Annotated in this window: 21 protein-coding genes; 8 read left to right on the forward strand and 13 right to left on the reverse strand. The window is 38.0% G+C overall.

Annotated features, from left to right (window positions below; translation table 11 throughout):
* The first annotated feature begins 62 nt into the window (after positions 1–62).
* From AC07WY_RS17615 to hemJ, 4 genes are all read left to right on the forward strand, one after another.
* Positions 63–3,905, forward strand: a complete 3,843-nt coding sequence (locus AC07WY_RS17615) for a DUF4132 domain-containing protein (protein ID WP_494736839.1) — start codon at positions 63–65, stop codon at positions 3,903–3,905.
* 218 nt (positions 3,906–4,123) lie between these two features.
* Entirely contained in the window at positions 4,124–7,858 is a 3,735-nt protein-coding gene (locus tag AC07WY_RS17620) for a DUF4132 domain-containing protein (protein ID WP_494736876.1), read from the forward strand.
* 448 nt (positions 7,859–8,306) lie between these two features.
* Positions 8,307–9,539 carry a beta-ketoacyl synthase N-terminal-like domain-containing protein gene (locus AC07WY_RS17625; RefSeq protein ID WP_494736840.1) on the forward strand — a complete coding sequence of 411 codons (1,233 nt, stop codon included), beginning with the start codon at positions 8,307–8,309 and terminating at the stop codon, positions 9,537–9,539.
* A gap of 81 nt (positions 9,540–9,620) precedes the next feature.
* Complete coding sequence (gene hemJ, locus AC07WY_RS17630) at positions 9,621–10,073, forward strand: protoporphyrinogen oxidase HemJ (protein ID WP_004723664.1); 453 nt, start codon at positions 9,621–9,623, stop codon at positions 10,071–10,073.
* Between the two features lie 283 nt (positions 10,074–10,356).
* Here hemJ and AC07WY_RS17635 read toward each other — a convergent pair whose 3' ends face one another.
* The 5 genes from AC07WY_RS17635 to AC07WY_RS17655 form a co-directional block, all read right to left on the reverse strand.
* The gene (locus AC07WY_RS17635; protein ID WP_494736841.1) at positions 10,357–11,466 is read right to left on the reverse strand and encodes an acyltransferase family protein; all 1,110 of its coding nucleotides are present in this window, start codon (positions 11,464–11,466) and stop codon (positions 10,357–10,359) included.
* Between the two features lie 252 nt (positions 11,467–11,718).
* The gene (locus AC07WY_RS17640) at positions 11,719–13,149 is read right to left on the reverse strand and encodes an amino acid permease (protein ID WP_004723666.1); all 1,431 of its coding nucleotides are present in this window, start codon (positions 13,147–13,149) and stop codon (positions 11,719–11,721) included.
* 185 nt (positions 13,150–13,334) lie between these two features.
* A complete protein-coding gene (locus tag AC07WY_RS17645; protein WP_004723667.1) occupies positions 13,335–13,706 on the reverse strand; it encodes a RidA family protein in 372 nt (123 codons plus the stop codon).
* A 10-nt stretch (positions 13,707–13,716) separates the two neighbouring features.
* Positions 13,717–14,841, reverse strand: coding sequence for an alanine racemase (gene alr / locus AC07WY_RS17650; RefSeq protein ID WP_494736842.1), 1,125 nt, complete (start codon positions 14,839–14,841; stop codon positions 13,717–13,719).
* Positions 14,842–14,925: 84 nt separating this feature from the next.
* The gene (locus AC07WY_RS17655) at positions 14,926–16,185 is read right to left on the reverse strand and encodes a D-amino acid dehydrogenase (protein ID WP_494736843.1); all 1,260 of its coding nucleotides are present in this window, start codon (positions 16,183–16,185) and stop codon (positions 14,926–14,928) included.
* A 139-nt stretch (positions 16,186–16,324) separates the two neighbouring features.
* On the opposite strand from AC07WY_RS17655, the gene AC07WY_RS17660 reads away from it, so the two are divergent.
* Complete coding sequence (locus tag AC07WY_RS17660; protein WP_004723670.1) at positions 16,325–16,789, forward strand: Lrp/AsnC ligand binding domain-containing protein; 465 nt, start codon at positions 16,325–16,327, stop codon at positions 16,787–16,789.
* 333 nt (positions 16,790–17,122) lie between these two features.
* On the opposite strand, the gene AC07WY_RS17665 is transcribed toward AC07WY_RS17660, so the two are convergent.
* Positions 17,123–17,770: an HAD-IA family hydrolase gene (locus tag AC07WY_RS17665; protein WP_410549094.1), complete on the reverse strand. Its 648-nt coding sequence runs from the start codon at positions 17,768–17,770 to the stop codon at positions 17,123–17,125.
* A 102-nt stretch (positions 17,771–17,872) separates the two neighbouring features.
* On the opposite strand from AC07WY_RS17665, the gene AC07WY_RS17670 reads away from it, so the two are divergent.
* On the forward strand, positions 17,873–18,640 hold the full coding sequence (locus tag AC07WY_RS17670; protein ID WP_494736844.1) for a hydroxymethylpyrimidine/phosphomethylpyrimidine kinase: 768 nt from the start codon (positions 17,873–17,875) through the stop codon (positions 18,638–18,640).
* Between the two features lie 104 nt (positions 18,641–18,744).
* The gene (locus AC07WY_RS17675; RefSeq protein ID WP_494736845.1) at positions 18,745–19,290 is read left to right on the forward strand and encodes an XAC2610-related protein; all 546 of its coding nucleotides are present in this window, start codon (positions 18,745–18,747) and stop codon (positions 19,288–19,290) included.
* 108 nt (positions 19,291–19,398) lie between these two features.
* Here AC07WY_RS17675 and AC07WY_RS17680 read toward each other — a convergent pair whose 3' ends face one another.
* From AC07WY_RS17680 to AC07WY_RS17695, 4 genes are all read right to left on the reverse strand, one after another.
* Positions 19,399–20,055: a nuclease-related domain-containing protein gene (locus tag AC07WY_RS17680; protein ID WP_494736846.1), complete on the reverse strand. Its 657-nt coding sequence runs from the start codon at positions 20,053–20,055 to the stop codon at positions 19,399–19,401.
* Between the two features lie 35 nt (positions 20,056–20,090).
* Positions 20,091–20,573: a methylated-DNA--[protein]-cysteine S-methyltransferase gene (locus AC07WY_RS17685; RefSeq protein WP_004723675.1), complete on the reverse strand. Its 483-nt coding sequence runs from the start codon at positions 20,571–20,573 to the stop codon at positions 20,091–20,093.
* 36 nt (positions 20,574–20,609) lie between these two features.
* Positions 20,610–20,927, reverse strand: a complete 318-nt coding sequence (locus AC07WY_RS17690; RefSeq protein WP_004723676.1) for a DMT family transporter — start codon at positions 20,925–20,927, stop codon at positions 20,610–20,612.
* A 109-nt stretch (positions 20,928–21,036) separates the two neighbouring features.
* A complete protein-coding gene (locus AC07WY_RS17695; RefSeq protein ID WP_004723678.1) occupies positions 21,037–21,354 on the reverse strand; it encodes a DMT family transporter in 318 nt (105 codons plus the stop codon).
* 217 nt (positions 21,355–21,571) lie between these two features.
* Between AC07WY_RS17695 and AC07WY_RS17700 the strand changes: the two genes are divergently transcribed.
* Positions 21,572–22,063, forward strand: a complete 492-nt coding sequence (locus AC07WY_RS17700) for a DUF6985 domain-containing protein (RefSeq protein WP_151801565.1) — start codon at positions 21,572–21,574, stop codon at positions 22,061–22,063.
* Positions 22,064–22,113: 50 nt separating this feature from the next.
* On the opposite strand, the gene AC07WY_RS17705 is transcribed toward AC07WY_RS17700, so the two are convergent.
* The 3 genes from AC07WY_RS17705 to AC07WY_RS17715 are packed head-to-tail and all read right to left on the reverse strand — an operon-like array spanning position 22,114 to position 25,394.
* The gene (locus AC07WY_RS17705) at positions 22,114–23,040 is read right to left on the reverse strand and encodes a copper resistance protein B (protein WP_262086819.1); all 927 of its coding nucleotides are present in this window, start codon (positions 23,038–23,040) and stop codon (positions 22,114–22,116) included.
* A complete protein-coding gene (locus AC07WY_RS17710) occupies positions 23,027–24,928 on the reverse strand; it encodes a copper resistance system multicopper oxidase (RefSeq protein ID WP_494736847.1) in 1,902 nt (633 codons plus the stop codon). Before AC07WY_RS17710 ends, AC07WY_RS17705 begins: the two co-directional genes overlap by 14 nt.
* Before the next feature lie 55 nt (positions 24,929–24,983).
* Entirely contained in the window at positions 24,984–25,394 is a 411-nt protein-coding gene (locus tag AC07WY_RS17715; RefSeq protein ID WP_494736848.1) for a hypothetical protein, read from the reverse strand.
* Positions 25,395–25,687: the final 293 nt, after the last annotated feature.

The raw sequence follows: 25,687 nt of genomic DNA on the forward strand, positions 1-25,687 counted from the left end.
TTAAAGCCTAAAGTATTAGCGCCTATAGAAAAGCAACAGCGAGTTGCTCAAAAGGAATACAGATGTTAAATAAACTTTTTTCAAAAATTGAGTCGATGTTTTTAAAGCCTGAGGATAAGGCAGTGAAAACGCAACTAGTAAACTCAACCGCTGATCATGACCACATTCAAAAACATAATGAAGATTTAAAAAATAAAGTTGAAAAACTCTACCATATTTTCCAGCCTTTGGCCGTCATTGAAGACCAACTTGATCAAAATGTGGTTTTGTTTATTTTGGATGGAGAAAATCCAGAAATATTACTTAAATTACAGCAATACCCAAATGAAAAAGCACTGCTTTTACTGGGAAAGCCAGGTACCTATAGCTGGTATTGGCCTCAAAACAATCAATCACTGGATAAAAAAGAAAATAAGCTTGCTGAAGCAGCACTAAAACTACGCCGACGTTATTATGGTGAGATCTTTGAAGAATTAGAATTTGAACAAATTATTCGTTTTGCCAAAGTGCTTGAAGCGGCAACACAACAGAAAAATTTTACCAATATTTATGAAAAAGTGCCCGCTTGGTTTATTTATCTCACAGTAGACACATTTATTACCGCGTTTGACAGCCAGCATTTTAGCGAAGCAGATCCGAATAAATTGTTAAAGCAAAATTGGACCCAACAAAAACTATTTGATTTACTTGAAAGTGATCAACAGGGTTTAGGCCATGAACTACTGCCTTATTTATTTGAGCGCCAAAATATCGACAGTTATCATTCTAATAAATTAGATAAAATATTATTACTCAAGGACACCCAAGATTTCATTTCAGCCCGATTAGATCAACTCAGAAAACTTATTCCAACACTGAGCATCATTGGACAAGAAAACTTTTTAGACTATATCGCCAAACAAACGACATTGATCAAACAAATCCCCGACTTGATTGTAAAACTTTCTGTAGGGAAATCTAAAATCATTCGTACTAAAGCCACCAGTTTATTGACGAATTTAAATCCAGAAGATAGCCAAAAATATTTAAATCAAAATCTATTGGAAGGTTCAAGTCAGGAACGTGGCTTTTCTGCAGATCTATTGGCACGTTTAGGTGCTGACAATCTGACAGTACTAGAACAAGCTTTTGCACAAGAAAAACAAAAATCTGTACAACAAATATTACAAATGGCAATTCAGCGCTTAAGATCTGTTGATACTGCACAATTACAGCAAGATTTTGAAGCACCAACCTTTCAACCATTTGTTGAACAAAAAATTCCAGCAAGTTTTACCGAGGTTATTTTAGAAAACTATCAAGAAATTTTGGCTAAAGCTGAACAGAATGCTGCCGATGAAATTGAAGAGAATAAAACAGCAAGTTATAAAAGAACTTGGGCTCAAGATCATTTAAAGCAGCTTAAAAAAATCAATCATCAAACCTTAACGTCGATTGTTGACCAATTGAACGGTGATGCATCTTTTAAAAATGTCCACCAAGTTGAAAATATTATTACCCATAAAAATAAATATAAAAAATATCCTGAGTTTTCCATTAATCATGCCATGAGAATCATTGCGATACGCAATCGGAATTGGATTTATTGGCCTAATTTATTTGAAATGCTTAAACCTGAAGAATATGCCAATTATGAACTTCGCCATATCGTTCAGGCCTTAGATGCGGCTAAATTTAATGATCCAAAACGTAGAGTCGCACAAGGGATGCTAGCGGGATCATCCTATTATCAAAGTTTACAAGATCATATTTATGAAAAAGATAAAATTTGGCCATTTTTTGCGGAAAATCAAGAGTATTTAACTGAAGCGTTGGGGCTTTCTCCATCTTTAGAAAAAAATGAATATCAAAGCTTTAACCCATCCGATGCAATATTTGTACTTAAATGTTTCCCATCCTTACCAGTACAATTTATTCCTCGCTTACTCGAATTTGCATTGGGTGAAAATAAGCGTTTGCGTTATGAAGCGCAAGAAACCTTACAGCACCTTCCTGACATTCATCAACGTGCCATCGAAGCCCTAGATTCGGGTAAACAAGACATTCGAATCACTGCAATTGAATGGCTAGCACGTCTACAAAATCAAGATGCAGTAAAACCGCTGAATGCTTTACTAAAAAAAGAGAAGAAAGAAATCGTTCGAGCTGCTCTTCTAACAGCATTAGAAAAGCTTGGACAGGATATTAGTGCCTATCTCAAACCAGAAGTGTTGCTAAAAGAAGCAGAAGACGGTTTAAAAGGCAAACTTTCAAGCAGTTTTACATGGTTTGATTTTGACACATTGCCAAAAGTGAAATGGCAGAATGGCAAAGAGGTTGACCCTAGAATTGTCAAATGGTGGGTGATATTGGCGGAAAAACTGAAAGAGCCTAGAGCCAATGCCTTATTACAACGCTATAGTGACTTACTCGATCAAAAAGATCAGGTACAACTTGCCAATCATTTATTACACAGTTTTATTCATCAAGATACCTTACAAACACCATTGGATGAAGCAACGCAATATGCAACTACAGAAGCGTCTGGCCGTCTAAGTTCTTATCGGGATTCATACAAACGTTATGGTGAAAAATACCCTGAATATTATGCCAAATATGGCACCATCACCTTAGAAGAAGTGATTGAAGAGATTAAACGCGAACGTTTAGGACTTTATCTGGGTTCCGCGATCAAAAGTAAAGGTATGCTTTCACTGACCGCCAATGCACAAGGAAGTTTTGCAGTAAAACAATTGCAGAACTATATGAAGCAACACTACCCTCGTCGCTCACAAATTGAAGCCATGATTAGTGCATTATCGATCAGTAATGACCCATTAATCATCCAACTGTTGCTTTCACTTTCACGTCGTTATCGGACTGCTTCAGTGCAAACACTTGCAAACACATTAGTTGCTGAAATTGCTGAACGTAATCAATGGACAAGTGATGAGCTGGCTGACCGCACTATTCCAACAGCAGGCTTAGATGAAAATGGTGTGTTACAGCTACAATATGGCTCACGTAACTTTAGTGCCATTGTTGATGATAAAGACAAATTCATTCTTAAAAATGAAGAAGGTAAAGAAGTTAAAGCATTACCTGCTGCCCGCCAAAATGATGATGAAAGCCTGATCAAAGAAGCCAAAGCACTATTTAGCACCAGTAAAAAAGAGTTTAAACAAGTCGTGGATATGCAAACAGGTCGTTTGTATGAGGCGATGTGTAGCGAACGTCAGTGGAATGTTGCTGAGTGGCAAGAGTATATCTTTGCCCATCCAATCATGAGACGCTTAATCCAAAAACTGATTTGGCTTGAAATCAAAACCAATGGTGAAAAAATCAGTTTTAGACCAAGTGATGATGGTGCATTACTGAATTTAGATGATGATGAAATCGAACTCAGTGCAGACAGTAAAATTCAAATTTCTCATGCGGTTTTGGTTGGTGAAAAGGAAGCCAAAGATTGGATTGCACACTTTAAAGACTACAAAGTGAAATTCTTATTTGAACAGATGACCCATCACCTACCGAAGCTTGAAGATGATAATGTCACTGAAATTAAGGATCATAACGGCTGGCTTACAGACACCTTTACCCTCCGTGGTGTAGTAACCAAATTAGGCTACCAACGTGCCAGTATCGAAGATGGTGGTTCATTTGACCGCTATACCAAGCCGTATAAACAGTTGGGTATTGATGTAGAAATTACATTTAGCGGAAGTTATGTACCAGAGGAAAATATTCCAGCTGTACTTTATGAACTCACCTTTAGCAAGAAAGCCAGTCGCTCTTGGAACAACAATGAACTTCCACTTAAACAGATTCCACCAATTTTATTGGCTGAGAGCTATGCAGACTATTTAAAAGTTGCTGCATCGACATCAGGTTTTGATCCAGAATGGGAAAAGAAAACGCCTTGGTAATCTAGATCAAAATGTATAAATAATCGCTAAAAAAGGGATAACAGCCAGTTTTTCAAAACTGGCTGTTTGATATTTTATTGTGAAAATGGAATATTAATATTCACAAAGACACATCATGTCGTCATAAAACTAAGCACGATATCATCCATAAAAAATTTAGATTAAAATTCAATGAGATCCAAAAATGAAATTTAATAATAAGGTGCCAAATGCAAGATATGACATATATGCAAATAAATGAATTATTTGCTCCATTTAGCCTAGATACAGCTCAAAATTTACAAGATATTTTTAAACCTTTAGTCGATATTGATGCTGATTTACCAGCCCAAACCTTAAAATTTGTAATCACTGGTGAAAATCCAGAAATATTACTTGTTTTTCAAAAACTCCCTGATGATCAAGCCACTGCCCTACTGGGTAATCCTGGCACGTACAATTGGTATAGACCCAATTTTCATATTAATCGTCAGCAAGAGCACATGGCTTATCATTCGCAAAATGCACGTCAAAAATTATATGGCGTAATTTTTGATGAGCTTGATCATGCGCAGATTGTACGTTTTGCAAAAGTGTTAGAAGCAACAACCAAGCGACTTAATTTTATTAATTTTTATGAACAAGCACCTGTTTGGTTTTTATATTTTATCGTCGATGCATTAAACACAACTTATGGTGTTGGTTTTAAAGCTTTAGGACAGTCACAAAATATCAAATCTCATTGGACCTTACAAAAACTCTTTGAATTGCTCGAAAGTGAACAAGAAGGTTTCGAACAACATTTATTATTGGCCTTATTTGAACGTAAGAATCTGAGAAGTCACGATTTTGATCGCTTAAATTTGCTTTTCAATTTGAAAGACACAGAATCTTTTTTAGCACAATATGCAGATGAATTAATTGAAAAAATCCCCAATTTAACCAGCAACGGAATTCATATATTCTTAGATTTCTTGCAAAAACATGGCGATTTATACGATAAACTTAGCAAACTCATCGTACGACTTTCATTGCATAAAACCAAAGCCATCAGTGATAAAGCTTCGCCATTATTGAGCATCATCGATCAAAATATCGTTCAAGAACATATGCGTTATTTCTTATTTTCAGGGAATAGCCAAGAACGCTCTGCGGCAGCGGAACTTTTTGCACGTTTAGGGCAAGATCATGCTCAACTTTTAGAAAAAGCCCTTAATGAAGAAAAGCAAAAGTCAGTACAACAAACCATACAAATGGCATTACAAAGACTAAAACCAAGTGAAAAAACTCAGCTTGAACAAGTCAAACTGCCAGACTTTGTAGCGCTGGTCGAGAAAAAACTTCCTGAATCTTTTACTGAAATCATATTGGAAAATTATCAAGAAATTTTAACTAAAGCAGAGCAAAAAGCATTATTGGAAATTGAGAAAAATAAAACCTCAGATTATCAATCACGACATTTTCAAAACTACTTTAAAAATCGGACATATGTCAAAAAAACCAATTTAGAATCAGTTGTACAACAGTTAAATGGTGAAATAGAACGTAAATCATTTGCTTATGATTTTGAGATTATTCATTATAAAAACCGCATAAAAGAACAAAATAATTATACGATATTCCATGCACTTCGTTCATTCCACTCTGAACGTGGAAATCTATATTGGGAAGATTTATTTGATATATTAACAACAGAACAGACAGCAACACTCGATTTAAAACAACTTGCCGATGCCATGCATCGGACCAAATTCAGTCAAGCTGATCGTTTAATTGCTCAAGGTATGTTAATGGATGAGTACAATATGTTGTCTCATTATATCGTTGACCCTGAAAAAATTTGGCCATTTTTTGCCGATCATCAAGCATTTTTAACAGAAGCTTTAGGCTTAACACCTTCTCTTTTCAAAGACAGTTGGCAGCAATTTAATCCCCAAAAAGCAATCAATATTTTAAGATATTTCCCACAAGTGCCAAGTGAGTTTATTCCCAAATTATTAGAATTAGCACTTGGTGAAAATAAGAGCTTACGCTTTGATGCACAACAGGCTTTGGAAAAGATTCCAGACATCCATCTACAAGCCATCACAGCACTTGAATCTGGTAAGCAAGAAGTAAGAATTGCTGCAATTGAGTGGTCGGCACGTTTGCAAAATCAAGATGCAGTAAAACCACTGAATACTTTGCTGAATAAAGAGAAAAATGAAATCGTTCGAGCTGCACTTTTAACGGCATTGGAAAAGCTCGGACAAGATATTAATGCTTATCTCAAGCCAGAAGTACTGCTTAAAGAAGCAGAAGCTGGGCTAAAAGGTAAATTATCAGTGAGTTTTAAATGGTTTGATTTTGAAACTTTACCAAAAGTGAAATGGCAAAATAGCACAGATGTTGACCCCAAAATCATACAATGGTGGGCGATTTTGGCAGAAAAATTGAAGGAACCAAAAGCCAATCAATTGCTACAACGTTATGTAGGATTATTGAGTGAAAAAAGCCAACAAGAACTTGCAAATTTCGCCCTACAGAGCTTTATTACTGAAGATACTCGTGGTCCTAGATTGGATGAAGCAACAGAATATGCTGTTAAAAATGCGCCACAACGTTTACAACAGTATCGTAATGCTTATCAGGCTTGGGCGAAAAATGACACTTATTATGCATACTATGGGACGATTACACTTGAGGAAGTCATTACAGAAATCATAAACATTCAGCTTTCTTGTATTTTAGGTTCAGCAATCAAAAGTAAAGGTTTCTTAGCACTGGCATTTGCAGCTCAAGGAAGTTTTGCCGTCAAACAAATACAAGATTTTATCAAACAGCACTATACGCGCCGAGCTCAATTAGAAGCCATGATCAGTGCATTATCGATCAGTAATGACCCATTAATCATCCAACTGTTGCTTTCACTTTCACGTCGTTATCGGACCGCTTCAGTGCAAACACTTGCAAACACATTAGTTGCTGAAATTGCTGAACGTAATCAATGGACAAGTGATGAGCTGGCTGACCGCACTATTCCAACAGCAGGCTTAGATGAAAATGGTGTGTTACAGCTACAATATGGCTCACGTAACTTTAGTGCCATTGTCGATGATAAAGACAAATTCATTCTTAAAAATGAAGAAGGTAAAGAAGTTAAAGCATTACCTGCTGCCCGCCAAAATGATGATGAAAGCCTGATCAAAGAAGCCAAAGCACTATTTAGCACCAGTAAAAAAGAGTTTAAACAAGTCGTTGATATGCAAATCGGTCGTTTGTATGAGGCGATGTGTAGCGAACGTCAGTGGAATGTTGCTGAGTGGCAAGAGTATATCTTTGCCCACCCAATCGTGAGACGCTTAATCCAAAAGCTGATTTGGCTTGAGATCAAAACCAATGGTGAAAAAATCAGTTTTAGACCAAGTGATGATGGTGCATTACTGAATTTAGATGATGATGAAGTCGAACTCAATGCAGACAGCAAAATTCAAATTTCTCATGCGGTTTTGGTTGGTGAAGAGGAAGCCAAAGATTGGATTGCACACTTTAAAGACTATAAAGTGAAATTCTTATTTGAACAGATGACTCATCACCTACCGAAGCTTGAGGATGATAATGTCACTGAAATTAAGGATCATAACGGCTGGCTTACAGACACCTTTACCCTCCGTGGTGTAGTGACCAAATTAGGCTACCAACGTGCCAGTATCGAAGATGGTGGTTCATTTGACCGCTATACCAAGCCGTATAAACAGTTGGGTATTGATGTAGAAATTACATTTAGCGGAAGTTATGTACCAGAGGAAAATATTCCAGCTGTACTTTATGAACTCACCTTTAGCAAGAAAGCCAGCCGCTCTTGGAATAACAATGAACTTCCACTTAAACAGATTCCACCAATTTTATTGGCTGAGAGTTATGCAGATTATTTAAAAGTTGCTGCATCGACATCAGGTTTTGATCCAGAGTGGGAAAAGAAAACGCCTTGGTAATTCATAAAGACAAAGAAATTTTGTTGAGGCTTGCTACAGGCTATAACAGTTGTATTGCAACCGATATGATTTCTGTTGATAGTCATCATATCGGTTATATGGGTAATTCAACTCAGCAGGTAAAAAGAAGCCTTGTTCTACAATAGGGATAAAACACCATGCTTATTCCAGCAATTTAAAATTTATTTCAAAAATTAGTGCTTCAAACCATCTCAGGTAAGCCCTGCTTATGGATGGTTTTGCCTAATTGATGTAAATATCCATCATGAATTCATATTATTATAAAAATAATAAATATATTTATTTTCAGTTATTTAATTAACTTTTAAGCATACAATATATTGTTTTAAATGATGCGTAAGAATCAATATCTTTCGCCATTGAACTAAAAAAGTAAACGCGTTTAAATGTAAACATTCATTCTGTATTCTAAAATAAAGGACTTTGCATGAACCGTCGTGTTGTCATCACTGGTATGGGCATTAACTCATGTATCGGTAATACATTGGAAGCTGTTAAGCACTCTTTGGAAAATGGTATTTCAGGGACACGTCATAATTCAACTTACGAAGAACTTAATTTTAAAAGTCATGTCAGTGCCGCAGCAGAACAAGATTTTGATGGTATTGACCGTAAACTCAAGCGCTTCATGGGCATATGTGCAATGTATGCCTACAATTCTGCGCTTGCAGCCGTTGAACATGCAGGCTTAACACCAGAACAATTGGGCGGTAATCCTCGTTACGGTATTGCAGGGGGTTCAGGTGGTAACTCAACTGCGTCTGTTACAGAGATGGTTAAACTTTTAGAAGAAAAAGGTGCGCGTAAAATTGGCCCGTTCTTCGTACCACGTAATATGTCAAACACCATTACTGCCAATGTCGGTGTTGCATTTAAATTACAAGGTGTTGCTCATTCAATCACCAGTGCTTGTGCAACTTCAGCTGATGCGATTGGCTATGCTTACAACCTGATTCAATTGGGTAAACAAGATTTAATGTTGGCCGGTGGCGGTGAAGAAGATCACTGGTCACAAAGCTTATTGTTTGATGCAATGGGCGCACTATGTTCTAAATATAATGATGCTCCAGAAACAGCGTCACGCCCATACTCAGCTGACCGTGACGGTTTTGTGATTGCGGGTGGTGGTGGTTTCGTTGTACTTGAATCACTTGAACATGCTCAAGCACGTGGTGCAAATATTCTTGCAGAAGTGGTTGCTTATGCTGCAAATTCGGATGGTGCGGATATGGTTGCACCATCGGGTGAAGGTGCGACCCGTTGTATTTTAATGGCTTTAGAAGAAGCTAAACAACATGGCGTAGATAAGGTTGACTATGTCAATACCCATGGTACTTCAACACCTGCTGGTGATGTGACTGAACTTCTTGCGATGGGTCGTGCATTTGGTGAAGGCAATGTTCCACCATTAAGCTCAACCAAGTCTATGACAGGTCACAGTCTGGGTGCTGCTGGTGTTCAAGAAGCCATTTATTCTGTATTGATGATGCAAAATGACTTTATCGCGCCAAACATCAATGTCACTGAACTTGATGAAGGCACAAAAGGTTATGACATCGTACTTGAAAAACGCGATACAAAATTGAATACTGTGATGAGTAACAGTTTCGGTTTTGGCGGTGTCAATGCTTGTCTCATTTTTAAAAAATGGGAAGGCTAAACAAAGAATTGTTGATCATTCAAATTTAAAATAAGTTTGGGTGATCAACATCTCGCACACTGCCCTTAAAAGGGTAAATTGATGGATGCTCCTTCAGAAGCTTTCCTTTGGGTAAAAGCTTTACATATCATTGCAGTCGTGTGTTGGTTTGCAGCACTGTTTTATCTCCCGCGTTTGTTTGTCTACCATGCCATGAGCGATGACAATCTAAGTCATCAGCGTTTCGAGATCATGGAGCGTAAATTATATCGCGGCATTATGTGGCCTTCGATGATCGCAACATTAATCACCGCACATTTTCTCGTAGACTGGGGTGATGCAACACGTCATTACCATGAAGCTTTATGGTTTTATCTAAAAGTCGGTTTAGTTGGTCTTTTGGTGATCTACCACTTTGTTTGTGGCTATTACCGTAAAAAACTGATTGGCAATGCACATTATAAATCGCATAAGTTTTGGCGGTTTTTCAATGAAATGCCAACCCTGATTTTATTTGCAGTGGTGATTTTAGTGGTCGTTAAACCAACATTTTAACTTGTAGATAGAAACCTCCTAAATGGAGGTTTTTTTATTGATTGTATGTAATTTACAGGCCCACCTAAATAATCTTTTAATAAATTCAGCAATATGAAATTATAAAAACTTAATCCATGTCGCCATACGATAGTTACTCCATATACGATTCAATAATGTAAAAAGTAGTTGTTAATACCTTAAACAATGCACAATCACTCTATTGCGCTCAACATCAAGTCCGATTAGATCCGTTCCCGAATAACCATTTACTTGTGCAAACTCAATAAATATAGGATTTTTTTCAATGGCGCTTAATTAGCCAATTTCTAATTTTTGTATTCATCGGCGTTGAATAATACTTTTCAATGGCCCAACTCAATACAAAAACAGCAATAAAATAAATTGGCAATAGCATTAATTTTTCAATTGCTAAGGTTTCTTTAGGAAAATAAAAAACTTTAAATAAACCCAAGATAATCAAATGAAACAAGTACATTTCATAACTACGTTGTCCAATCCACGCTACACCATTTGACAATATAGAGCGAGATTCAGTGTGTGGGTTCTGAGCAAAACAGAAGATCAGCATTGCTGACAATATGGCAAAAATGCTGATTCCCCACGTACTAACCTCTTTAATTGGTGCATATAAATAAACAGCGGCCATCAACAAAACAATGATTGGAACCACGATTTTTGAAACCTGTATTTTTTGTCCCATCTGTTGAGTCATTAAAGCAGTTAAGCAACCAATCGCAATTCCATCAAAACTTGAGAAGTAATGATAAAGATAAGCCCCGCTTTCCTCGGAAAAATGTAATGAACGGAAATAAGGTGCATAAATGATGATTGCCAATAAAAATATAATAAAGCCTTTACCACGGCCTAATACAACACACAAAATCGGAAATGCTAAATAAAAGACTTCCTCAACAGATAAAGACCACAGCACACCAAGTGCATAATTCACCCAGCCATTTTCAATGATCAGAATATTCATCCAAAAGGTAAAAGCAGAAAATACAGTTAAGCCGTAAGAAACTTCAATACCGTTTGGCGCTTGGTTGATAAAGGGTTTTAGCCCCATTGCACCCAGTGCCGTCACCAGCACCACCAGTAGTACCAAACAAGGCATAATTCGGGCAATACGGCGGATATAGAAATCTTTGAGCTTAATCTGCGCGAGTGTGCCGCTTCTTTGTATAGTATGTTGGGTGATTAAAAAACCTGAAATCACAAAAAATAAGGTCACGCCATAATTACCATTGCGGGCAATTAAAGTACTTAAGCTTTCGCCAAAGATTTGTACACCTAGAAATGTGTCATGCAGTTTATAAGGAATATTAAAATGGTGGAGAAGTACCAATAAAATTGAAATTCCACGTAAGAGATCGATCTTGTTATTGCGCATATATGCTGTTGTTTAGCGTAAATGATGCTATTAAACGTGTTTTTTATTTTTATTTCAGTATTTTATTTTGAATAATTTGTTAAATTTTACATTTGGTCTATGCAATCAATCACGGAGAAAATCAAAAAGTTAAGTATCTTATATTTAATCTAAGTGTTTAATTTTTAAAATTAATTTATATAAGATTTTTTCATATCATAGTTATTCAGGAGATGATCTAACACCATCTCCTGATCAATTGAATATTCAACATTAAAGCTGTTGATTACGCTTTTTCATACGCGGTTTGTACATCATTTGATAGGTCACCGCTAAAATAATCACCCACAATGGGCTGATGATTAAAGCTTTTAAAGTATCAGGCTCAAGACTTAAAATCACCAAAGTAAAGGCAAGGAAGATCAAAACAAGATAAGACATCCATACACCCCCCGGCATTTTAAAGTTTGATTTCTCATGCAATTCTGGGCGTAATTTACGGTAGCGTATATAACACACCATAATAATACTCCAGATACTAATGAATAAAATCACACATAAAGAACTGGCTAAGGTAAATGCTTCAACGGTATTTGGAACAAAATATTGTAGTGCTGCACCTGCCATAATAAAGCCACAAGAGAACAACAAACCTTTTGCAGGAACGGCACGTTTAGACAGCTCAGCCAACTTCGTCGGTGCTTGCCCTTCTTTGGCCAATCCAAACAACATACGGCTGGTTGAAAATACACCACTGTTCATCGATGACATTACCGAGGATAAAACCACCAAGTTCATAATCACAGCAGCTGCACCAATACCAGCATGTAGGAACAATGTGACAAATGGACTTTGATCCGCAGGAATTTCATTCCAAGGGGTTACCGACATCACGATAAAGAGTGCCAATACATAGAACAAAATAATACGGGTCGGAATCGCATTAACCGCTTTAGGTAAGTTCTTTTCAGGATCTTTGGTTTCTGCCGCCATAGTACCGATCAGCTCGACACCGACAAAAGCAAACAAGGCAATTTGGAAACCTGCTAAAAAGCCACTTGCGCCTTTCGGGAACATGCCACCATGCGACCAGACATTGCTAAAGCTTGCAACTGAACCTGTCGGTGCTTGGAAATGGCTCAACACCATATAGCCACCAATAAGAATCAATCCGACAATGGCTAAAATTTTGATCAAAGCAAACCAAAACTCAATTTCACCAAACAACTTTACCGTGAGGAGATTAATCCCCAAGACCAAGAGTACGCATCCGGCACTAATTAAGGCTTGTCCCATGGGGGTAAAGGCGGTTCCGTCAGGAAGCCAAAAGTTGAGATAGTTGATAATTGCAGCCAAATCCGCAATACCCACTAAGATCCAACCGAGCCAGTATGACCAGCCAATATAATAGCCAGCACCCGGACCAATTAAGTCATGTGCCATATCAATAAAGGATTTGTAGTGCAGATTTGAAAGTAAAATTTCACCCAATGCGCGCATCAGGAAAAAGAACATTGCACCAATGATCATATAAATGATCAGAATTGAAGGGCCTGCAAGGGAAATGGTTTTCCCAGAACCCATAAATAAGCCTGTACCAATTGCACCACCAATCGCAATCAATTGTAGGTGACGATTGGATAATTTCCGTTGTAGCTCATTTGGCGACGATGGTACGTCATCTGAATGGCTTGAAGTTGTCATAAAAATATCCTTTTTGACAATTTTTTGGAGGTAAAACCCGCTTGTGGCATAAGAACATTCCCGTTCTATTGTTCTACCTAACGCGAACTGGGCCACATGGTTTACATGTGTCCAGCTTTAATTCGGGGCAAATACTGCTTTAATTATTGACAATAATCAATTCTACTTTATGACAAGAGATTAATTTATGCCTGCGCCGCAATAACTGCGATCTCAATCAACCAATCTGGATTAACCAAATCCGCTTGAATTGTTGCGCGAGATGGTGCAACACAGCCTTCTAACCAATCAATCCAAATGGTGTTAAAAGTTGCAAAATCATCCAAATTTTTGATGTAAACATGAGCAGACAATAAGCGTGATTTATCGGTATTTGCCTCAAGCAATAACTGATCAATCGTTGCTAAGATTTCTTGAGTTTGACCAATAATATCCTGTTGGGTATTTTTAGGAACTTGACCAGACAAATAAACCACTTTATTGAAAATGGTGACTGCACTCATCACTTGATTGCTGTTAAGCTTTTGAATATCTGCGTGTTGAACGTTGTTTGACATGTTGATGTCCTTATTTTGAAATTTTAAAATTGACCCGTGCAGTTACACCACACATGAGCTCATAACCTACGGTTCCAGAACTTGCTGCAACTTCATCAATCGGCAGTACAGTTCCATTTGACGACTGTCCCCAAAGCACCACTTCGCTTCCAACTCGCGCATCTGGGATATGGGTTAAATCAACCGCTAACATGTCCATGCTGACACGGCCAATAGTTTGGGTTCGTACAGAATTAACCAATACTGGTGCATCCATAGAAATACGTTGGTAACCATCTGCATAACCACATGCCACGATTCCGATTTTCATGGCTTGGGTTGCAGTAAATCTAGATCCATACCCTACTGTTTCACTTGGCTGTAAATCTTGAATTGCAATGATTTCACTGCGTAAACTCATGCTTGGTTTAAGGTTCCAGTCATGAATTGAGTGTGTTGGATAGTCTGGAGAACTGCCGTACAGCATAATCCCGCTACGAATATAATCTGAACGTAAATCTTGTGAATGTCGGAGAATGGCCGCACTATTTGAAACTGAGCGCTCACCATCTAAATCTTGAATAGTTTGTTCAAAAATAGCCTGCTGGTAGGCAATCCCAGATTGCCCCAAACGCTCACCATCAGCATCTGAAAAATGCATCATATGCGTGATAGATTTCACCACATCGAATTGCTTTAATCTCTGCCACATTGCCCGATACGCATCAGGTTTAAAACCAAGGCGATTCATTCCTGTATTCATTTTTAAAAATACATCGAATTGCATCTGTGCTGGATTGTCTTTGAGAGATTGGCTTTTAAATTGTTCTAGCCAATTCACTTGATCTTCATTATGCAGGCTAAAACTTAATTGATACTTTTCACAATCCAATAAATCATCGGCTGAAAAAATGCCTTCTAAGAGCAGAATTGGACCTGTCCATCCCGATGTTCTTAGACGTTTTGCTTCATCGATATCCAACAAAGCAAAACCATCTGCGGATTTGAATGCATCATAGACGCGTTCAATACCATGTCCATAAGCATTGGCCTTGACCACGGTAAAAACTTTACTTTGTGGCATAAATTGACGGGCGACATTCAGGTTATGCAACAAAGCATCCTGATGAATGACGGCAGTAATTGGTCTAGGCATTTTATTCATCCCTGAATATGGATTGGCGTTGTAAATTATTTATCGCTAAACAATTTATTTATCACTGTTTTAATAAAGTGGCACTTAAGCAGCGTGTGGATAACGCTGAATAGATAAACCTTCGGTACTGATATCGGTTTGATGATTAAGTACCAAATCACTAATCAATTTTCCTGAGCCACATGCCATCGTCCAGCCTAAAGTGCCATGCCCTGTATTGAGGAATAAGTTTTTAAAACGTGTTGCGCCAATAATTGGTGTGCTGTCTGGGGTCATTGGGCGAAGACCGGTCCAAAATGATGCTTGTGCCAAATCACCACCCGGGAATAAATCTTGGGTCACCATTTCCAATGTGCCACGGCGATCCGCATTTAAACCATGATTAAAACCGCTTAATTCTGCCATTCCACCAACACGAATACGTTGATCAAAACGAGTAATCGCGATTTTATAGGTTTCATCCAAAACTGTAGATTGTGGTGCAAATGTTGGATCAACAATTGGAATAGTTAAAGAATAACCCTTCACTGGGTAAACAGGTAAATTCAATTCCAGCGGCTTTAAGAAATCACGTGAATAGCTACCAAAAGCCAATACATAGCGATCAGCAATTAACACTTCACCATTGATCACAACACCTTTGATTTCATCACCTTCAACCACCAATCTTTCAACATTTTGGTTGAATTTAAACTCGACACCTAAACCTTTGGCTAAATTGGCTAAAGCATTGGTAAATAAATAGCAGTCGCCCGTTTCATCATTTGGAAGATGTAAACCACCGACCAATTTATCTTTGGCATGTTCAAGTGCTGGTTCTACTTTAGCAAGATCATCTTTAAGCAATAACTCATGTGGAACACCACATTCTTTAAGTACAGCAATATCACGCTGAACCATTTCTAATTGAGCTTCATTACGGAAAACTTGCAATGTGCCTTTTGAACGGTTTTCGTATTCAATCCCAGTATCTTTACGCAGTTCTCTTAAACAGTCACGACTATATTCTGCAACACGGGTCATACGTTCTTTGTTGATCGCATAACTTTCTGAGTTACAGTTTTTAAGCATTTGCGCCATCCACTGTAACTGCCACATACTGCCATCGATATTAATCGCGAGTGGTGCATGATGTTGAAACATCCACTTAACCGCTTTAAATGGAATACCGGGTGCAGCCCACGGTGTCGAATATCCTGGAGAAATTTGACCTGCATTACCAAAGCTGGTTTCTTCAGCTGGACCTGCTTGACGGTCTAAAACTGTAACTTGTGCTCCTTGCTGCGCGAGGTAATATGCACTTGCTACGCCAATCACACCACTACCTAATACTATTACACGCATTTCTTATCCTTTATGCATTTACTAGTTTATTTCACTAGTATATTTTTGGTTAAATAGTTTATTTCACTATTTTTAATGCTAAAATTTAGGTGTTTTAATTTATTGTCGTGAAAAATGATTAAAAAAAAGGGAATAATTGATGCGTAAATTAGACCGTATAGATCGAATGATTTTAGATATTCTTCAAAATGAGGGTCGAATTGCCATCAGCGAATTGGCTTCACGGGTCAGTTTATCGACCACACCTTGTTCTGAACGCGTCAAACGCTTGGAGCGAGATGGTATCATTATGGGCTATCATGCTCGTCTAAACCCGAAACATCTTGATCGCAACTTATTGGTTTTTCTAGAAATTAGCTTATCAGCAAAGTCTGGTGATGTGTTTGAACAAGTGGCTAAGGACTTAATGGAAATACCAGAAGTACAAGAGTGCCATCTTATTTCGGGAGATTTTGATTATTTAGTCAAAGCCCGACTAAAAGAAATGAGCGCTTATCGACGCTTACTTGGTGATTTACTTAAAAAACTTCCATCTTCAGCCTCTTCACATAGCTATATAGTGATGGAGGAAATTAAGGAATCATTGTATTTGGATGTGCGCTAATTCCATCATTTTACCTTTATACGGAGTGACATGGGATGCATTGCAGATTTGAATATCTCTCCACCTTAAAGCCAAGTTTTACTGCAAGTGAATCGTAAATTGAGCGGTGATGGGTTTAAGCGTTTAACGATTCCACATCATGCAGTATCTCTACCCAATTGAGTGAATGACATTAAAAGACTACTGGGGATTTAGTCCCTGTTTAAATATGTGATTGCTACTAACTAACTATGTGATTACGAGTAAAATCCCCAACACATCGATAAAATATTCTTGGTTGGGGATGATTAAGGTAAATTCAAATTATCCCAAAAGTCTGAACTAAAAGCAGATTTAGAGTAGGTTTAACAATTCAGAGAACTTTGCAATTCTTGCTTTCGGCGCTGCTTCGTCCAATTCTTGTTTTGAGCCATATCCATATTCTACCGCAATGGTTTCAATCGCATTTTTACGTGCACCAAAAATATCATGTTCCCGATCTCCCACCATCAAACACTCTTCTGGATTTAACTTTTCTTTTTCAAGGATATAAGTGATTAACTCACCTTTATTGGTGCGCTCGCCATTTAACTCACTGCCATAGGGATAATCAAAATATTTTAATAAATCAAAATGATCTAAGATTTGACGTGCATAAACTTCAGGTTTTGCGGTGGCTAAAAACAGTCGATAGCCCTTACTTTTTAAGGCTTCCAAGGTTTGCGCTACATCATCAAAAACATGATTTTCAAATAGGCCAGTTACAGCAAAACGTTCACGATAACCCAATAAAGCTTGCTCAGCTAAGAGGTCATTTGCTTCAACATTGAGTAGCTTTGCCAATGATGCCTTTAACGGTGGACCAATAATCCAGTCGATATTTTCACTGTCAGGAATCGGATGCCCAACCTTTGCAAGTCCATAACGTGCAGATGTCGTAATGCCTACTTTTGGGTCGGTTAATGTGCCGTCGAGATCAATTAAAATATTCTTTATCACCATCCAATCCTTTAAATCTGTGTTTGAAACAATTATCAAATTACTATCGAGTGTTCTCGTAAACTTGCCTATACTAACGTAAATTTGTGAATTAAGGACATCATCGTGCGCCCTACTGTACTTTGTTTTTCAGGTCTAGACCCTTCTGGTGGTGCTGGTATACAGGCTGATATTGAAGCGATTGGTCAAAGTGGCGCACATGCGGCAATTGCTTGTACAGCATTAACCATTCAAAACTCTCAACAAGTTTTTGGTTTTGAAGCCAGCTCCAAAGAACTACTGCTTGCTCAGGCCAATGCTGTTGTCGGTGATTTACCTATTAAAGCCATCAAATCGGGGATGTTAGGAACCACAGATAATATTGCTGCGCTGGCTGAGTTTTTACGTGAACATCCAGATTATCTATATGTACTTGATCCTGTTTTAGTGGCAAATAGTGGTGGCTCACTGGGTAATCAAGAGACCTTAGTTAAAGCCTTTATCGGACTAATTCCACTGGCAACAATCATTACCCCAAATACTGTGGAATTACGTGCCTTAACAGCAGAACAAGACATAGAAAAAGCCACTGCCAAGCTGTTTGAAATGGGCGCACAAGCTGTTCTGGTAAAAGGTGGGCATGAAGATACCCCAGACTATATTCGCAACGCCTTGTATGTGAATGGTGAAATGATCGCTGAATCTAAATGTCCCCGTTTAGAAGGTGAATACCATGGTTCAGGCTGTTCATTGGCAAGCTTTATTGCAGGACGTTTAGCACTAGGAGATCCGCTTAAAATCGCGGTACAACATGCTGAAACATGGTTATTTGGTGTATTAAAAAATGCCGAAACGCCGATTGAAGGTGGGCAAAAAATTCCAAAGCGCTTTTAAATGTTGAATATTACTCTGCACTTTTGAAAATAGCATCCAAGTTTCAATAAACAGCTGAAACTTGGAAATCCCTTAAAACAATGGGAATGACAACGAGAATAACAATGCATAAAACACTCACGACAATAATGCTATCAAGTTTACTTTTAACCCCATTCGCATTTGCTCAACCACAACAACAAACTGTAAATCGCAATATTAACGATGTAGTGAATGGGCAAAAAACCCATTTTATTTTTAAAGATGGCGATGACGAATCAGGTCAACTCATCATTCAAACAGCGGCTAAACAGCAAGCATTTGATCTTGCAGAATTACCATTTGAACGAAAACGACAGATTCATTTTCAAGACTATAATTTTGATGGATATACCGATATTGCTGTGTCTACACCTGATATGGGAATGGGGGTTTATTCTATTTTTGATATTTTTCTCTATCGCCCTAAAAGTAAAGATTATCAAGTGTTGGACCAAGAAAAAATTGATTTTAGCCATGCACAATGTTCTGGATTGACGGATCTCAAACTGATTCCCCAGAAGAAACAAATGACCAGCTCATGTCGAGGCGGTGCAAGATGGTGGATCGACACTTACCAGTTTAAAAATGGGCAATGGAAATGGTTAAAGTCTAAAGCTGCGGATGAGTGATTTCCCCCCTCATCCTCTGCTGATCTTAATGCCACAGTTACAGCATATGGATCCAATCATACAAAAAATATAATTTAATCAGTACGATGTTGATTATGAGTAATATGTTCATTTCTCAGTATATTTATCTTTAAGGCTTTGTATGTGTTGGCGATTGGTTTTCCACGACTTTTCTAAAATTTCTTTCTCTAGACGATACTGAATACGTTTTAATTTCATTGGAGAAATGTTGATTTGCTTAAATTGTTTGACATAATCTGTCCAACCTGCACCACGAAAGACATTGTTTGGCATTTGGGTTTTAAATTCGCAATCAGGCATAAAAACCACGATTGAATGGATCTGAGTGGAATCAACAATATCTGTGAGCACACTTTCTAAAACTTTTTGGTGCTTATAATTTTGATGTAATGGATTTTGGAACTTATAGCTCTTTTTATAAATCTTTTGTGTCCAAATTTTTTGACGCTCGCCACCAAATATCCAACCTTTATAATTCTTTGTTTCAATGACAAAAATACCATAAGGACTTAATAAAATATGATCTATTTGGGTGGTCTGATTTTGCTCATCAGGCAGCGTACAATCATTCAATAAAATATAATTTTCTTTGTCTAAATAGAGTTTTACATGGGTGCTGACAGTAAATTCACCTATTTTCCCTTTTAAAAAGAGCTTAAATAATTTAACCAGCGTAATCGCAACCAAAAGTAAAACGATCCAACCTAGATTTGATAACAATGGTGCAAAAATTTGTGCAATCATTTTAAATTGTAATGTAATAATGAATAGCGTTGAGTCTATGGCACTTGTTCAATTTTTAAAAGAATATCCTTATTATCCAACCCACCCGCAAAACCTACTAATTTACCATCAGCCCCGACCACACGATGACATGGCGCAATAATAGAGATCGGATTTTTACCATTCGCTGCGCCCACTGCCCGAACCGCTTTGACATTTCCAATCTGTTCTGCGATCTCTTTATAGCTCCGCGTTTCACCAAATGGAATCGTCAATAAAGCTTGCCAAACTTTCTGTTGAAACTCAGTCCCCGCAAAATCTAGCGGTAAATCGAACTGGGTTCTTTTTCCTTGAAAATATTCATTCAATTGTTTCGCCGTCTCCAACAAAACTGGATGTGTATTGTTTTTAATTAATTCAGCCAAACGAACCCGTTTAGGATTTTCATTTTCCCAAAGTACTGCAACCAAGGCATGATCGTGGGCGACTAATTTTAATATCCCGACTGGGGAGCTCATTTCCATAAATGAAAGTTGCATGTCCTTATTCCCTTTCCAACTCAGCAACAGCTTAACTTAGCTTGAAGATAATTTCATCAAAATAAGACCTGAAATAATCAATACAGCAGCCAACATCCGCATCGCTGAGGCTGCTTCACCTAAAAAGAAAATTCCGACGGCAAAAGAACCAATCGCACCAATCCCCGTCCACACTGTATAAGCAGTACCAAGTGGTAATGTTTTCATTGCATAAGAAAGTAATGCAAAACTTGCAATCATAAAGATGATGGTCAAGATACTCGGTGTCAGCTTGGTAAACCCGTCAGACACCTTCATAAAATATGCCCAAACCACCTCAAACACACCCGCAACTGCCAATAAAACCCATGCCATTACACATTCACCATTTTCTATTGGGTGTTTCCACTATTGATTACACCATGAACTACACATAAAAAAAGTGCTATCTCCTACAGAAATAGCACTTAAACATTTCAATAAATTAAGACGAAGAAAGTTTCATTAAAACTAAGCCAGAAACAATCAGTACAGCAGCGAACATACGCATTGCTGTTGCAGGTTCACCCAAAATAAAAATACCAACCAAGAATGAGCCTATCGCTCCAATCCCTGTCCAAATGGTATAAGCAGTTCCCAATGGCAAAGTACGCATCGCATATGCCAATAGACCAAAGCTTAAAATCATGAAAAATAAGGTGACAATACTTGGTGTAAGCTTTGTAAAACCTTCGGACAATTTCATGCTATATGCCCAAACGATTTCAAAGATACCTGCAAAAATAAGAAAAACCCAAGCCATGACCATCTCCAAATTTAAATTAGAATCAGGCCGTCCTGACGATTTTTCTCAAATTGAGGGAGGTCGTTCCTCCTGAAGAAGCCTAATTATATCAACTCATGTTGAGGAATTTATTAAAATTTACAAAATTTGACCTTTTTTACATTTCGAATAATTTTTTTTATGAGGCTTACTTTATGATCAAGCATGCTAAATATAAAAATCAGGGATCAAAACCATGAAACATGATTATTGGGGTGATATCCACCCAAGCTGGGCTGGGTTTAGTTCAGAAACATTTTTTTCACATTGTTTTTTTAATCAAAATGCTGATCGGGAGATTTTCTTAGGGGAAGAGTTTGATGAAGATGGCGATGAAATCGAAGAAGCGCCCAATCTAGATCAACTCAACGCTTTTGCGAAAACCTACCAATTATTTATCAACAGTATTGAACAACATATTCAGACCATTCAGCAACATGCTTTTGAACGCTATCAAAAGCTTTATGCACATTATTATGAAAACCCAGAAAAATCAGGTGAGGCTGCATTGAATATTCAGGATGTGGAATCTCATAATCCTTATATACAGACCATGTTAAATTTGCGTGTGAGTGCACCCAATACCTTAACCCTCTCTATTCACTATGATTTAGATACAGAGCATGGAATGGAATTTAAATTTGTAAATAACCAGCTTGAACGTGTTGCTGGCATTGCAGAAACGTAAAAGGTCACTCCCAAAGAAGTGACCTTTTGCTTTATATGAAAAACGAAAGCTTAGAATCTAAAACGCAGACCTGCACCATATAACCAACCTGATTCGGAGTCGGTTGCAGTTTGCCATGCGGTCTCTTTGTTACCTTTAGAATATGCATAGGCCACACTTACATAAGGCATCACCTTTTTTGTGATTTCATAACGGGTTTCTAAACCTGTTTTAATACTGTTTAGCCCTGTTTTTTGGGCATAACGTGAATCATCGCTAAAGACCACATTTAAATCTAAATAAGGCTTTAAAATCAGCTTTTGTGTCAGTAGTAAATCACGTTCAGTTTCTAGGCTAAATGCAACCCGACTGTCCTGTCCGAAATACAGATAAGCATCTGTTTCAAAAAAGTACTGCGCCAAGCCGTGTAAACCCAAAGCCGCATCTATACGTTCCTGATCAGTGGTTCGTTCAGGATTATCACTGTAACGCACACCCGCCTGTACATCCCAAAAATCAGCAATGTTACGGCTATAGAGAGCACTTAGATCATATTCTATTTTGTCTGATTCAGCCTTACTGGAGTTCCCTTTAATGAATAACTTATTTTCATCAGTACCTATGCGTAACTCTAAAGATGAATCTAAAGTACCTTTTCCATCTTCATCCAGCATCCAAGCATTATCAATAGTCACTCGCTGATAAACCTGTGCACCATGTTCTTTACGATGATCATGGGTACTATGCGAAGCTATGCTCTCCTCTCCCGTAGTGGTTGTAATCGCTTGATGCTGTGTATGATCTACAGCATTGCTTTTCTCATCCAACTGATTCATTTTTGAATGATCCATGCTTGAATGATCAGTCACGACAGCGGAGTCTGTCGCAATACTCACATCATTTTGCATCTGATGCCCTTCATGGGCCAAAGCCAAACCACTCAGCATAAGTAATGAACTTGCCAGAACTGATTTAGAAAAAAGATTAATGATTTGCATGTTCGTCTCCTTTCACTTCAGCCTTTTGAGTAGTATTTGTTGTTTGAACTGGCTGGGTGGACACTTTGCCATCACTCACATTGGCAACAATCAATTTATTCATCATCCCGGCACTCATGTGGTAGAGCAAATGACAATGGATTGCCCATTCACCCAATTCATCAGCGGTTAATAATGCTGTAACTGTTTTTGCAGGTGGAACAACAATGGTGTGTTTATTAGGCATATCCACAGCAGGCTGACCATTTTCCAATTGCATAAACATGCCGTGTAAATGCATTGGATGCGCCATCATACTGTCATTGATAAATTTAATTCGGATACGTTCGCCATATTTCACTTTGAGTGGTTCAGCATCACTGAATTTTTTTCCATTAATCGTCCAAACGTAGCGTTCCATGGTTCCACCTAAACGAATCACCAATTCACTGGTGGCATCCCGAGTATCGGGTTGTGGGGTTAGTGATTTTAAATCACTGTATTGCAGTGCTTTATCTCCTTGCGGTGTCGAGGCATTTGCCCAACCATAAACCACTTGATCATTTTTTTGCGCTGCCGATGAATTGCGATGCTGTGAATGATCCATGCCTTGCATATCGTTGGCATTCATTTTTGAATGATCCATACCCTGCATATCTCTCGCATTCATTTTTGAATGGTCCATACCATGCATATCGTCAGCATTCATTTTTGAATGATCCATGCCTTGCATATCGTTGGCATTCATTTTTGAATGATCCATACCTGACATATCACCCATACTCATCTTAGAGTGATCCATCCCTCCGCCACCATGACCTCCCATATCTTCCATAGTCAGCACAGCACGTGGACGAGCAGCAGGCATATGAATAGCAGCACTTTTTGCTGTTAATTCATTATGAAGTGTTCCAATCGCAAATCCTGAACGATCAATAGACTCTGCTTCAATCTGATAATGACTGGTTTTTGGTTCAACAATTACATCATAGGTTTCAGCTGTACCAATACGAAACTCATCCACATTCACTGGCTTTACAGGCTGTCCATCGGCACTGACCACTGTCATTTTTAGCTGAGGGATACGTACATCAAAGAACGACATTGCTGATGCATTCACAAAGCGCAGTCGAACTTTTTCATTTGGCTTAAACAGACCTGTCCAATTTTGTTCAGGGGTTTTTCCGTTTACAAGAAAGGTATAACCCGTCACATCAGACATATCTGTTTTTAGCATACGCATCTGATTCCACATTTTGCGATCAGACCACGTTGCTTTTAGACCATCACGTTGTAACTGTTTCCAAACATCCCCTAGTGTTTCACGTCGATTCTGATAATATTCTGCGGAAACCTTTAGATTTTTTTGAATCTGGTCACTGGTTTGCTCATGAAAATCCGACAACATCACCACATAATCACGATCTGTGCGTTCATGCGCTGCCAGCGGTTTTTTATCCTTTGCATAAATCACTAAAGAACCATATAAACCATCCTGCTCTTGGCCTTTCGAATGGGCATGATACCAATAGGTTCCACTCTGACGAACTTTGAACTTATAGACAAATTCTTCGTTGGGTTTGATCCCGTTATATCCATTAAAGCCAGGTACACCATCCATAATGCCGGGCAATAATAGACCATGCCAATGGATCGATGAATCCTGATTCTTTAAATTATTTTTCACTCGAATCACAGCTTCATCACCTTCTTCAAATTCTAAAAGTGGTGCGGGGAACTGGCCATTTACAGTAATTCGTTTTACGGGTTTACCTGTTACATTGACAATTCCTTCATCAATGCTGAGTTGATATTCTTTGATTGCGGCAATTCCCCAAGTTGAGGAGACCAAGCACAATGTCGCAATCAAGCTTTGAGCTAATCGCTTTTGAGATAACTGAATAAACATAACTTAACCTAAATTTTAACAAACAATTTTGAATAAAAAAGTGTCTAAAATCAGATTAAGCTTTTGGAGGGCGTAGGATTTCTTGCCAATGCCCTGCGAGGTGCTGAGCTTGGTAATTGATTTGATAGGCTTGAGTATTGTGCAGATGATCGGGTGCAATCAATTTGGGAATATCAGGATTGAACCAAACCACTGAAGATTGGCATGAGAATGCAGCACAATCTGGGCATTTGCTCTGCTGCGTATCTTGAGATTGAACCTGTTGGTTATGGCAATCTTTTAGATTTTGTAGCTGTTGCTCATGATTGAGATGCGAGTTTTGATCATTTTGTTTTTGTTGTATATCGACACAGTGCTGTTTCATTTCTTGTACAACACTATTTTTCATCATCGATTGATGTTCATCTAAAAGTGATGAATTCATCATTTGCTCATGTTGCATTACATTTACAGATGCAATAGACACACTGCTCCACCCTATGGCAAAAACCATAAGACAAACAAACCAAAGCTGTTTGTGCAGTTGTCTAAACAAAACTAAAACCTATGTTTTAATCCATGATGAAGCTAAGAGCATAGCCAATAATGATGAGTTTGGCAAATATCACGTGGAAAGATTACCAATACCACTGAATAATTTTGCATCAACTGCACTTTGAATAAAAAATGAATAATTAAATCGATGAATAGCGGATGATTCTTATAACAAAAGAGCCCGTTTGGGCTCTTTTTAAACAGAAATTGCATGTATGATAAACG

Source organism: Acinetobacter sp. GW821-FHT01C12 (genome assembly GCF_059422625.1).

Excerpts from the sequence above, each read along its gene's own strand:
- AC07WY_RS17615 (WP_494736839.1), top strand. The coding sequence starts at position 63 with ATGTTAAATAAACTTTTTTCAAAAATTGAGTCGATGTTTTTAAAGCCT.
- AC07WY_RS17625 (WP_494736840.1), top strand. The coding sequence starts at position 8,307 with ATGAACCGTCGTGTTGTCATCACTGGTATGGGCATTAACTCATGTATC.
- AC07WY_RS17695 (WP_004723678.1), bottom strand. The coding sequence starts at position 21,354 with ATGGCTTGGGTTTTTCTTATTTTTGCAGGTATCTTTGAAATCGTTTGG.
- AC07WY_RS17665 (WP_410549094.1), bottom strand. The coding sequence starts at position 17,770 with ATGGTGATAAAGAATATTTTAATTGATCTCGACGGCACATTAACCGAC.
- AC07WY_RS17705 (WP_262086819.1), bottom strand. The coding sequence starts at position 23,040 with ATGCAAATCATTAATCTTTTTTCTAAATCAGTTCTGGCAAGTTCATTA.
- AC07WY_RS17635 (WP_494736841.1), bottom strand. The coding sequence starts at position 11,466 with ATGCGCAATAACAAGATCGATCTCTTACGTGGAATTTCAATTTTATTG.
- hemJ (WP_004723664.1), top strand. The coding sequence starts at position 9,621 with ATGGATGCTCCTTCAGAAGCTTTCCTTTGGGTAAAAGCTTTACATATC.
- alr (WP_494736842.1), bottom strand. The coding sequence starts at position 14,841 with ATGCCTAGACCAATTACTGCCGTCATTCATCAGGATGCTTTGTTGCAT.
- AC07WY_RS17690 (WP_004723676.1), bottom strand. The coding sequence starts at position 20,927 with ATGGCATGGGTTTTATTGGCAGTTGCGGGTGTGTTTGAGGTGGTTTGG.
- AC07WY_RS17645 (WP_004723667.1), bottom strand. The coding sequence starts at position 13,706 with ATGTCAAACAACGTTCAACACGCAGATATTCAAAAGCTTAACAGCAAT.
- AC07WY_RS17710 (WP_494736847.1), bottom strand. The coding sequence starts at position 24,928 with ATGTTTATTCAGTTATCTCAAAAGCGATTAGCTCAAAGCTTGATTGCG.
- AC07WY_RS17680 (WP_494736846.1), bottom strand. The coding sequence starts at position 20,055 with ATGATTGCACAAATTTTTGCACCATTGTTATCAAATCTAGGTTGGATC.
- AC07WY_RS17675 (WP_494736845.1), top strand. The coding sequence starts at position 18,745 with ATGCATAAAACACTCACGACAATAATGCTATCAAGTTTACTTTTAACC.
- AC07WY_RS17700 (WP_151801565.1), top strand. The coding sequence starts at position 21,572 with ATGAAACATGATTATTGGGGTGATATCCACCCAAGCTGGGCTGGGTTT.
- AC07WY_RS17655 (WP_494736843.1), bottom strand. The coding sequence starts at position 16,185 with ATGCGTGTAATAGTATTAGGTAGTGGTGTGATTGGCGTAGCAAGTGCA.
- AC07WY_RS17640 (WP_004723666.1), bottom strand. The coding sequence starts at position 13,149 with ATGACAACTTCAAGCCATTCAGATGACGTACCATCGTCGCCAAATGAG.
- AC07WY_RS17660 (WP_004723670.1), top strand. The coding sequence starts at position 16,325 with ATGCGTAAATTAGACCGTATAGATCGAATGATTTTAGATATTCTTCAA.
- AC07WY_RS17620 (WP_494736876.1), top strand. The coding sequence starts at position 4,124 with ATGACATATATGCAAATAAATGAATTATTTGCTCCATTTAGCCTAGAT.
- AC07WY_RS17685 (WP_004723675.1), bottom strand. The coding sequence starts at position 20,573 with ATGCAACTTTCATTTATGGAAATGAGCTCCCCAGTCGGGATATTAAAA.